This is a genomic window from Pseudomonas juntendi (genome assembly GCF_009932375.1).
Classification (GTDB): Bacteria; Pseudomonadota; Gammaproteobacteria; order Pseudomonadales; family Pseudomonadaceae; genus Aquipseudomonas; species Aquipseudomonas juntendi.
Genome location: NZ_BLJG01000296.1, coordinates 1 through 9,345 on the forward strand (window position 1 = coordinate 1; position 9,345 = coordinate 9,345).

Annotated in this window: 8 protein-coding genes; 6 read left to right on the forward strand and 2 right to left on the reverse strand. The window is 64.1% G+C overall.

The window, feature by feature from the left end; translation table 11 throughout:
- Positions 1-176 precede the first annotated feature (176 nt).
- The 4 genes from kdgD (at position 177) to GYA94_RS24940 (ending at position 5,827) form a co-directional block, all read left to right on the forward strand.
- The gene (gene kdgD, locus GYA94_RS24925) at positions 177-1,088 is read left to right on the forward strand and encodes a 5-dehydro-4-deoxyglucarate dehydratase (RefSeq protein WP_110679792.1); all 912 of its coding nucleotides are present in this window, start codon (positions 177-179) and stop codon (positions 1,086-1,088) included.
- 104 nt (positions 1,089-1,192) lie between these two features.
- Positions 1,193-2,557, forward strand: coding sequence for an MFS transporter (locus GYA94_RS24930; RefSeq protein WP_009687017.1), 1,365 nt, complete (start codon positions 1,193-1,195; stop codon positions 2,555-2,557).
- A gap of 78 nt (positions 2,558-2,635) precedes the next feature.
- Positions 2,636-4,189 (forward strand): galactarate dehydratase, encoded by a 1,554-nt coding sequence (gene garD, locus GYA94_RS24935; protein WP_161893312.1) that lies wholly within the window; start codon positions 2,636-2,638, stop codon positions 4,187-4,189.
- Positions 4,190-4,246: 57 nt separating this feature from the next.
- Positions 4,247-5,827, forward strand: a complete 1,581-nt coding sequence (locus GYA94_RS24940) for an aldehyde dehydrogenase (NADP(+)) (protein ID WP_161893313.1) — start codon at positions 4,247-4,249, stop codon at positions 5,825-5,827.
- A 21-nt stretch (positions 5,828-5,848) separates the two neighbouring features.
- Here GYA94_RS24940 and GYA94_RS24945 read toward each other — a convergent pair whose 3' ends face one another.
- The gene (locus GYA94_RS24945) at positions 5,849-6,598 is read right to left on the reverse strand and encodes a FadR/GntR family transcriptional regulator (RefSeq protein WP_009687013.1); all 750 of its coding nucleotides are present in this window, start codon (positions 6,596-6,598) and stop codon (positions 5,849-5,851) included.
- Between the two features lie 194 nt (positions 6,599-6,792).
- Between GYA94_RS24945 and GYA94_RS24950 the strand changes: the two genes are divergently transcribed.
- Entirely contained in the window at positions 6,793-7,443 is a 651-nt protein-coding gene (locus GYA94_RS24950) for a DUF998 domain-containing protein (RefSeq protein ID WP_161893314.1), read from the forward strand.
- Between the two features lie 74 nt (positions 7,444-7,517).
- Positions 7,518-7,847: a hypothetical protein gene (locus GYA94_RS24955; protein ID WP_110679789.1), complete on the forward strand. Its 330-nt coding sequence runs from the start codon at positions 7,518-7,520 to the stop codon at positions 7,845-7,847.
- A gap of 121 nt (positions 7,848-7,968) precedes the next feature.
- Here GYA94_RS24955 and GYA94_RS24960 read toward each other — a convergent pair whose 3' ends face one another.
- The gene (locus tag GYA94_RS24960) at positions 7,969-9,183 is read right to left on the reverse strand and encodes a YeeE/YedE family protein (RefSeq protein WP_161893315.1); all 1,215 of its coding nucleotides are present in this window, start codon (positions 9,181-9,183) and stop codon (positions 7,969-7,971) included.
- Between the last annotated feature and the right edge of the window lie 162 nt (positions 9,184-9,345).

Genomic DNA, 9,345 nt, shown 5'->3' on the forward strand with positions numbered 1-9,345 from the left:
CGCGAGCTGCGCTCGATCTGCAACCCGCCACACATATCGAGGCGGGCACCTCGACGCGTACACCCTCGCGGAAAACAAAATTCCAAGAAAGCACTGGTCATCCCCGATGTTGTACGATAACTTACCTCCAACGCAAAACAACACCTCCACCCAAGCGCCACAGGATGCCAACAACAATGAACCCACAAGAACTCAAATCCATCCTCTCCCACGGCCTGCTGTCTTTCCCGGTCACCGACTTCAACGCCCAGGGCGACTTCAACCCGGCGGGCTACATCAAGCGCCTGGAGTGGCTGGCCCCGTATGGCGCCAGTGCCCTGTTCGCCGCCGGTGGTACGGGTGAGTTCTTCTCCCTGGCTGCCAGCGAATACAGCCAGGTCATCAAGACCGCAGTCGATACCTGCGCCACTTCGGTACCGATCCTCGCCGGCGTGGGTGGCTCCACCCGCCAGGCCATCGAATATGCGCAAGAAGCCGAGCGCCTGGGCGCCAAGGGCCTGCTGCTGCTGCCGCACTACCTGACCGAAGCCAGCCAGGACGGTGTTGCCGCCCACGTGGAAGCCGTCTGCAAGTCGGTGAAGATCGGCGTGGTGGTGTACAACCGCAATGTCTGCCGCCTGAACGCCGACCTGCTGGAGAAACTGGCCGAACGCTGCCCTAACCTGATCGGCTACAAGGACGGCCTGGGTGATATCGAGCTGATGGTGTCGATCCGCCGCCGCCTGGGTGATCGCTTCAGCTACCTGGGCGGCCTGCCAACCGCCGAAGTGTATGCTGCTGCCTACAAGGCCCTGGGCGTACCGGTCTACTCCTCGGCAGTGTTCAACTTTGTGCCGAAGACTGCGATGGACTTCTACAACGCCATCGCCCGCGACGACCACGCTGCCGTGGCCAAGCTGATCGATGATTTCTTCCTGCCCTACCTGGACATCCGCAACCGCAAGGCTGGCTACGCCGTGAGCATCGTCAAGGCCGGCGCCAAGCTGGCCGGTTACGACGCAGGCCCGGTGCGTACCCCGCTGACCGACCTCACCGCCGAAGAGTACGAAATGCTCGCCGCGCTGATGGACAAGATGGGCCCGCAGTAAGCGCCGCCTGCGGCCTGCCATATGCCGCGCCCGGAGTGGGCCTGCCCCGCTCCGGTTACCATTCGTGAGCCCGCACAAAAATAACTAGTGGGAGTACAACCAGCATGCAAGCGACTAAAAAGACGCATGTGCGCTACCTGATCCTGTTCATGCTGTTCCTGGTGACCACGATCAACTATGCCGACCGCGCGACCATTGCAATCGCAGGCTCCAGCCTGCAGAAAGACCTCGGCATTGACGCCGTAACCCTCGGTTATATCTTCTCCGCCTTCGGATGGGCTTACGTGGCTGGCCAGATTCCGGGTGGCTGGCTGCTCGACCGCTTCGGTTCCAAGAACGTCTACGCCTTCAGCATCTTCACCTGGTCGCTGTTCACCCTGTTGCAGGGCTTTGTCGGCGGCCTGCCGGTTGCCTGGGCAGTCGTGACCCTGTTCACCTTGCGCTTCCTCGTCGGCTTTGCCGAAGCCCCTTCGTTCCCGGGTAACGCCCGTATCGTCGCGGCCTGGTTCCCGACCCAGGAACGCGGCACCGCCTCGGCCATCTTCAACTCCGCGCAGTACTTCGCCACCGCCCTGTTCGCACCGATCATGGGCTGGATCGTGTTCAGCTTCGGCTGGGAGCACGTGTTCGTGGTGATGGGGGCGCTGGGCATCATCTTCTCGATGGTGTGGCTGAAAACCATCTACAACCCGCGCCAGCATCCACGCATCAGCCCGGCCGAGCTCGAACACATCGAGCAGAACGGCGGCCTGGTCGACATGGACCACAAGCGCGGCAACGATGGCCCGAAATGGGGTTACATCAAGCAGCTGCTGACCAGCCGCATGCTGCTGGGCGTGTACCTGGGCCAGTATTGCATCAACGCCATCACCTACTTCTTCCTGACCTGGTTCCCGGTATACCTGGTGCAGGAACGCGGCATGACCATCCTCAAGGCCGGCTTCATCGCCTCGCTGCCGGCGGTCTGCGGCTTTATCGGCGGCGTGCTGGGCGGGGTGATCTCGGACTGGCTGCTGCGCCGTGGCAACTCGTTGACCTTCTCGCGCAAGCTGCCGATCGTCTGCGGCCTGATGCTGTCGACCACCATGGTGTTCTGCAATTACGTAGACGCCGAGTGGATGGTCGTCGGTTTCATGACCCTGGCCTTCTTCGGCAAAGGCATCGGCGCGCTGGGCTGGGCGGTAGTGGCAGACACCTCGCCGAAGCAGATCGCCGGCCTGTCGGGCGGCCTGTTCAACACCTTCGGCAACATCGCCTCGATCACTACGCCTATCGTCATCGGCTACATCATCAGCGCCACGGGGTCGTTCAAGTGGGCTCTGGTCTACGTAGGCGCCAACGCCCTGGTAGCGGTGTTCAGCTACCTGGTGATCGTTGGCCCGATCAAGCGTATCGAATTGCGCGACGACGCCCCGAAGCCACAGGCTGAGCCTGCTGCCAACGGCGAACTGGCCAGCTCGCGTCATTGAGTGACACGCCCGCCCCGGCTCGTTCGGTGCGGGCGGATGTACAAAAAAGCCTGAGAACCTGACAAGTAGGGCCCAAACATGCAGTTGATCGAACATTCCGACTCGCCCCGCTACGTGCGCCTGCACGACGATGACAACGTCGTGGTCGTGGTCAATGACGGCGGCCTGGGCGAAGGTGCCCGTTTTGCCGACGGCCTGACCCTGGTCGAGGGCGTACCGCAAAGCCACAAGGTTGCCACCGTGACCATCGCCAAGGGCGAGCCGGTGCGCCGCTACGGGCAAATCATCGGTTATGCGCTGGAAGACCTGCGCCAGGGCAGCTGGGTACAGGAAAGCCAGCTGGCCATGCCCGCTGCCCCGGAACTGGACAGCCTGCCACGCTGCGATGCCGTGCCACAGCCGCTGCCGCCACTGGAAGGTTTCACCTTCGAAGGCTACCGCAACGCCGACGGCACGGTGGGCACGCGCAATATCCTTGGCATCACCACCACCGTGCAGTGCGTGACCGGCGTGCTGGAGCACGCGGTCAAGCGCATCCGCAGCGAACTGCTGCCCAAATACCCCAACGTCGATGACGTGGTAGCCATCACCCACAGCTACGGCTGCGGCGTGGCCATCAACGCCCGCGACGCCTATATCCCGATCCGCACCGTGCGCAACCTGGCGCGCAACCCCAACCTGGGCGGCGAAGCGCTGGTCATCAGCCTGGGCTGCGAAAAGCTGCAGGCCGACCAGGTGATGCACGACAACGACCCGTCGGTAGATCTCAGCGACCCGTGGCTGTACCGCCTGCAGGACGCCAGCCTGGGCTTTGTGGAAATGATCGAGCAGATCATGGCGCTGGCCGACACCCGCCTGAAGAAACTCGACCAGCGTCGACGCGAAAGCGTACCGGCCAGCGAGCTGATCCTGGGCATGCAGTGCGGTGGCAGCGACGCCTTTTCGGGCATTACCGCCAACCCGGCGCTGGGTTATGCCGCCGACCTGCTGGTACGTGCCGGTGCCACCGTGCTGTTCTCGGAAGTGACCGAGGTTCGCGACGCCATCTACATGCTGACTTCCCGCGCGCAAAACCAGGCGGTGGCCGACGCGCTGGTCAGCGAAATGGACTGGTATGACCGCTACCTGCAGCAAGGCGCTGCCGACCGCAGCGCCAATACCACACCGGGCAACAAGAAAGGCGGGCTGTCGAACATCGTCGAAAAGTCGCTGGGTTCGATCGTCAAGTCCGGCAGCGGAGCCATCCAGGGCGTGCTTGGCCCAGGCGAGCGGGTCAAGGGCAAGGGCCTGATCTTTTGCGCCACCCCGGCCAGCGACTTTGTCTGTGGCACCCTGCAACTGGCCGCAGGCATGAACCTTCATGTCTTCACCACAGGCCGCGGCACGCCGTATGGCCTGGCCATGGCGCCCGTGGTCAAGGTGTGCACCCGCAGCGAGCTGGCGCAGCGCTGGCCCGACTTGATCGACATCGACGCCGGACGCATCGCCAGCGGCCGCGCGACCATCGAGGAATTGGGCTGGGAGCTGTTCCACTACTACCTCGACGTCGCCAGTGGCCGCAAGCAGACCTGGGCCGAGCAGCACCGCTTGCACAACGACATCACCCTGTTCAATCCGGCGCCAATTACCTGATGCCCTGGGCAGGCTCGCCCAGCACTCTCCATTCAGCCACCCTCACAGGAGCACCCCATGCCTGAAATCCTCGGCCACAACTTCATCGCCGGCCAGCGCAGCGCCGCTGGCGCACAGCGCCTGCAGAGCCTGGACGCGAGCACCGGCGAAGCCCTGCCGTACAACTTTGCCCAGGCTACCGAGGGCGAAGTCGACCAAGCCGCCAAAGCCGCGGCCGCCGCTTTCGCCGAATTCCGCCAACTGGCCCCGGCGCGCCGCGCCGAGTTTCTGGATGCCATCGCCGCCGAACTGGACGAGCTGGACGATGCCTTCATCGCTATCGTCTGCCGCGAAACCGCACTGCCCGCCGCACGTATCCAGGGTGAGCGCGGCCGTACCAGCGGCCAGATGCGCCTGTTCGCCCAGGTGTTGCGCCGTGGCGACTACCTGGGCGCACGCATCGACCTCGCCCTGCCCGAACGCCAGCCACTGCCACGCGTGGACCTGCGCCAGATGCGCATTGGCGTTGGCCCGGTCGCGGTGTTCGGCGCCAGTAACTTCCCGCTGGCGTTCTCCACCGCAGGTGGCGACACCGCCGCGGCGCTGGCCGCCGGCTGCCCGGTGGTGTTCAAGGCGCACAGCGGCCACATGGCAACCGCCGACCTGGTCGGCTGCGCCATCACCCGGGCAGCCGAGCGTACCGGCATGCCCAAGGGGGTGTTCAACATGGTGTTCGGTGGCGGCGTGGGCGAGTGGCTGGTCAAGCACCCGGCCATCCAGGCTGTAGGTTTCACCGGTTCGCTGAAGGGCGGCGACGCCCTGTGCCGCATGGCCGCAGAGCGCTCCCAGCCGATTCCGGTGTTCGCCGAGATGTCCAGCATCAACCCGGTGATCATCCTGCCGGGCGCCCTGGCCAAGCGTGGCGACGCCATCGCCCGTGAGCTGGCCGGTTCGGTGTGCCTGGGCGCAGGGCAGTTCTGCACCAACCCGGGCCTGGTCATCGGGCTGCAATCGCCACCGTACAGCCAGCTGTTGGCTGAGCTGGGTCAGCACTTGGGCCAGCAGGCCGGCCAGGTCATGCTCAACACCGGCGGCCTGCGCAGTTATGTCGCTGGCCTGGAGCACCTGCACGCCCATGCCGGTATCGAGCACCTGGCCGGCCAGGCACAGCACGGCAGCCAGGCCCACGCCCAGTTGTTCAAGGCCGATGCCCGGTTGCTGGTCGAGTCCGACCCATTGCTGCAGGAGGAAGTGTTCGGCCCCACCACCGTGGCCGTGGAAGTTCAGGATAACGACCAGTTGCGCGCTGCCGTGCTTGGCCTGCGCGGCCAGCTGACCGCCACACTGATCGGCGAGCCTGAGGACTTTGAAGCCTTTGCCTGGCTGGTACCACTGCTGGAAGAGAAAGTCGGGCGGATTCTGCTCAATGGTTACCCGACAGGTGTCGAGGTATGCGACGCCATGGTCCACGGCGGGCCGTACCCGGCAACTTCCGACGCCCGCGGAACCTCGGTCGGCACCCTGGCTATCGACCGCTTCCTGCGCCCCGTGTGCTACCAGAACTACCCGCAGGCGCTGTTGCCCGAAGCCCTGCGTGACAGCAACCCGCTGGGGCTGCGGCGGTTGGTGAATGGGCAGTGGCGCGACGGGGCGATCTGACGCCCCTTTGCGGCACGGGCCTCAGGCCCCTTGCGCCTCAGCCTCTTCATGCACCTGACGCAAACGCTCACGGCTATTGCTCAGGTGCATGCGCATGGCCATTTTGGCCCCTTCGCTGTCTCGCCGTGCAATGGCTTCATAGATGGCTTCATGCTCATGGCGCAGCCGGCTCATGTAATGGGCCTGGTCATCACGCGCCAACCGCGCTGAATTCAACCGGGTCCGGGGGATGATGCTGGTGCCCAGGTGGTTGAGGATGTCGGCGAAGTAATGGTTGCCACTGGCCTGGGCAATGCGCAGGTGAAACTGGAAGTCGGCCGACACTGCATCGGTGGCGTGGGCCGCCCCCTCGTTCAGCTCATCCAGCGCCGCGCGCATGCCGGCCAACTCGTCATCGCTGCGACGTTGTGCGGCAAGCCCTGCCGATTCGATCTCCAGAGCAATGCGCAACTCCAGCACCGCCAGCACCTCACGCAGGGTAACGACGGTAGCCGGGTCGATCCGAAACCCCCCGGTCGCCGGCGCATCCAGCACGAACGTACCGATGCCGTGGCGGGTTTCCACCTGCCCGGCGGCCTGCAGCCGCGAAATGGCCTCACGCACCACCGTGCGGCTGACGCCCTCTTCGACCATGATCTGCGATTCGGTCGGCAGCTTGTCGCCGCGCTTGAGCTGGCCGCTGCGAATACGCTCGGTCAGCACCGTAACCAGTTCCTGGGCCAGACTGCGTGGCTTGCGCCGGGTCCTTGCCTGTACCTGCTGCTCTGTCATCGCCCTGTGTTTCACCTTGAAAGACAGCGCTTATCATAGCGCAAGCAGTTGTACGATCACATATGCCGCGTGCGGATTTCATTGCCTGCCTGGGGCTGCACCTACCCGACAACACCTGGAAGTGCTGGCACAGAGCCTGCGCTGCAAGATACTGTGCGTTTCCACCTCACGCATCCATGGAAGGAACTGCCCGTATGAAAACCTATGACCGCCTTTTGCTGGGCTGCGGCTTACTGATCCCCTTGTGGCTGTTGGCCGGGGTCTGGCTCACTGCACTGGCGTACCCCGGCTACGACCATTTCCAACAAGCCATGAGCCAGCTCGGCGCGGTTGGCTCGCCCGTGCAGCGCTGGTCGCCATGGGTCAACAATTATCCTCTCGCGGTCTTGTTCATCTTGTTTGCCTTGGGCCTGGCGCGGCGCTGGCACGGCTCGAAGGTGGCGTTGTCGAGTGCAGCCCTGGTATTGGTGCACGGCCTCGGTAGCCTGGGCACAGGCTGGTTCGCTTGCGACCCAGGCTGCGCTCCGGCGCAACCTTCCAGCTCACAGCTGCTACACAACCTGTCGGGGTTGCTGATGTTCCTTTCACTGACCCTGGCGAGCGCCCTGTGGGCGTGGCTCGGGACGCGTCTGGCCGGCAGCCAGGCCGTCGCGCTGCTGTCCGCCATCAGCCTGATACTTGCTATCGTCACCGTCGCACTCATGGCCCAGGCGGCACAAAGCGGGCAACTGTTCGGCTTGTACCAGCGCCTCAACTACGGGGTGTCGGTACTGTGGATCGCCTGCCTTGCCTGGGCTAGCCTGCGCAACCCGGCTGCTGGGGCATTGCACAGGGCCACCCGCTGACGGCAATTTGCTGGCCCCCTACCTTTGTAAGTGAGGGCAAACTTCGTTCCCCTTCAATTGCTTAGGACAGCAATATGCGAGTACTTCTAGCTACGATGGCCGGCTGCCTGCTCGCCACATTCGCTTTCGGCGCCCAGGCCAGGGCGCTCAGCCAGAATGATCGCCACACCTGCCAGTGGGGTGCGCAAATAGCCGGTGAAGCCCAGCAGGCCAAGCTTGCCGGGGTCACCCTGTACGCTACGCGCAAGAAGCTTCAGGTGCGAAAGTTCGCCAAACCGTGGATGCGCATGACCGCCTTCGGCATTACAGAACAAACCTATAACAGCCGCTCCAGGCTCAAGCCTGCGGCGATCCGGCAGACCTATTACGAGCAGTGCGTGCACCATGCAATCGCGAAGAGATAGGTGTTTTATTTCAAGCGCTTATGGATCAAATCTAAAGTACTTTATGGACTGAAAAGCGCCGCCACCGGGCCCCTGCCATGAAGCAAGCTTCCAGCAGCCCCGCACGGCGCCCAGTGCGGAATCAGCAGCCGCTCAGCACCGCCGGGCGGCGTTCCCCGGCAAAGAACAGTGGGCGCAAGCGCACCCCGATCAGGTTGCCGGCGTAAGCCGCCACCAGCCACAGCCAGCCATGCACGCTCCCCGACGCAATACCGCTGAAGTACGCTCCGATATTGCAGCCATAGGCCAGGCGCGAACCATAGCCCAGCAGCAGCCCGCCAATCACCGCAGCCAGCAATGACGGCAGCGGAATTTTCAGGCTGGGCGCAAAACGCCCGGCCAACCCTGCTGCCAGTAGCGCACCGAGCACGATGCCCAGGTCCATGACCGTGGTGATGTCTTGCCACAACGGCGAAGCCAGCGCCTTGGCGTTGGCCGGTGCCTGCCAGAACACCCAACTGGCGACATTCACACCCAGCCCTTCAAGCACCTTGGCGCCCCACAAGGCGAAGGCCGAGGTGATGCCCCACGGCCGTCCCGCCAGGGCCAGTGTCGCGAAGTTCAACACGGCCAAAGCGATGGCGCCCCACAGCAGCGGCCAGGGGCCCCGCAGCAATCGCCGCAAGCCGCGCTGCGCACTGACGACAGGCGCCTCCAACCCGCCATGCCGGCGCTTTTCCAGCACCACGCTGGCCCACGCGATCAGGCCAAATACGCCCAGGCTCACCAGCAGCGCCGGCGCCACCCCCCACGCCTGCACGATCGAGGTGGCCGGGAACGACGGTAAGGCGAACCACCAGTCGGCGTGGTGGGTAGCGCTGACCGAACCGATGATGAAGAACAGCAAGGTCACCAGCATGCGTGCATTACCCCCGCCAACGGTGAACAGCGTGCCCGAGGCACAACCGCCGCCCAGTTGCATGCCGATGCCGAAAATGAACGCACCGAACACCACCGAAACACCGGCCGGGGCCACAAGGCCGGTCACGGGTGAGCCAAACAGGCTACCTGCCGACAGCGCCGGGAAGAACAACAGCACCGCCAGCCCCAGCATGAACATCTGCGCGCGCAGGCCCGCGCCCCGGCGTTCGTTGATGAACACCCGCCAGGCTGAGGTGAAACCAAAGGCCGCGTGGTACAAGGTCAGGCCAAGTGCGGCGCCGACCATGAGCAGCAAGGCCTGCTTGAAGCCGGCGTTGAGGTTCAGGAACCAGGCACCAGCCAGCAGCAGAAGCAAGGCGACAAGGGGCGCGCCGAAGCGGCGCGGTGCGGGTGTTGCGATTGCGGAAAGACCCATTGAAATACTCGGATAACAGTGAAACGGTTGGCGAGTATACCCGCAACTGTCAAGCGGGGCTGCGTATGGCCAGGGCATTTGTTAAGCCGTTCAAAGCTGCCTGCTACCACATACTGCACAGCACTCAAGCCATGCGCCGTACCTGAGGGAGATTCTATGGTT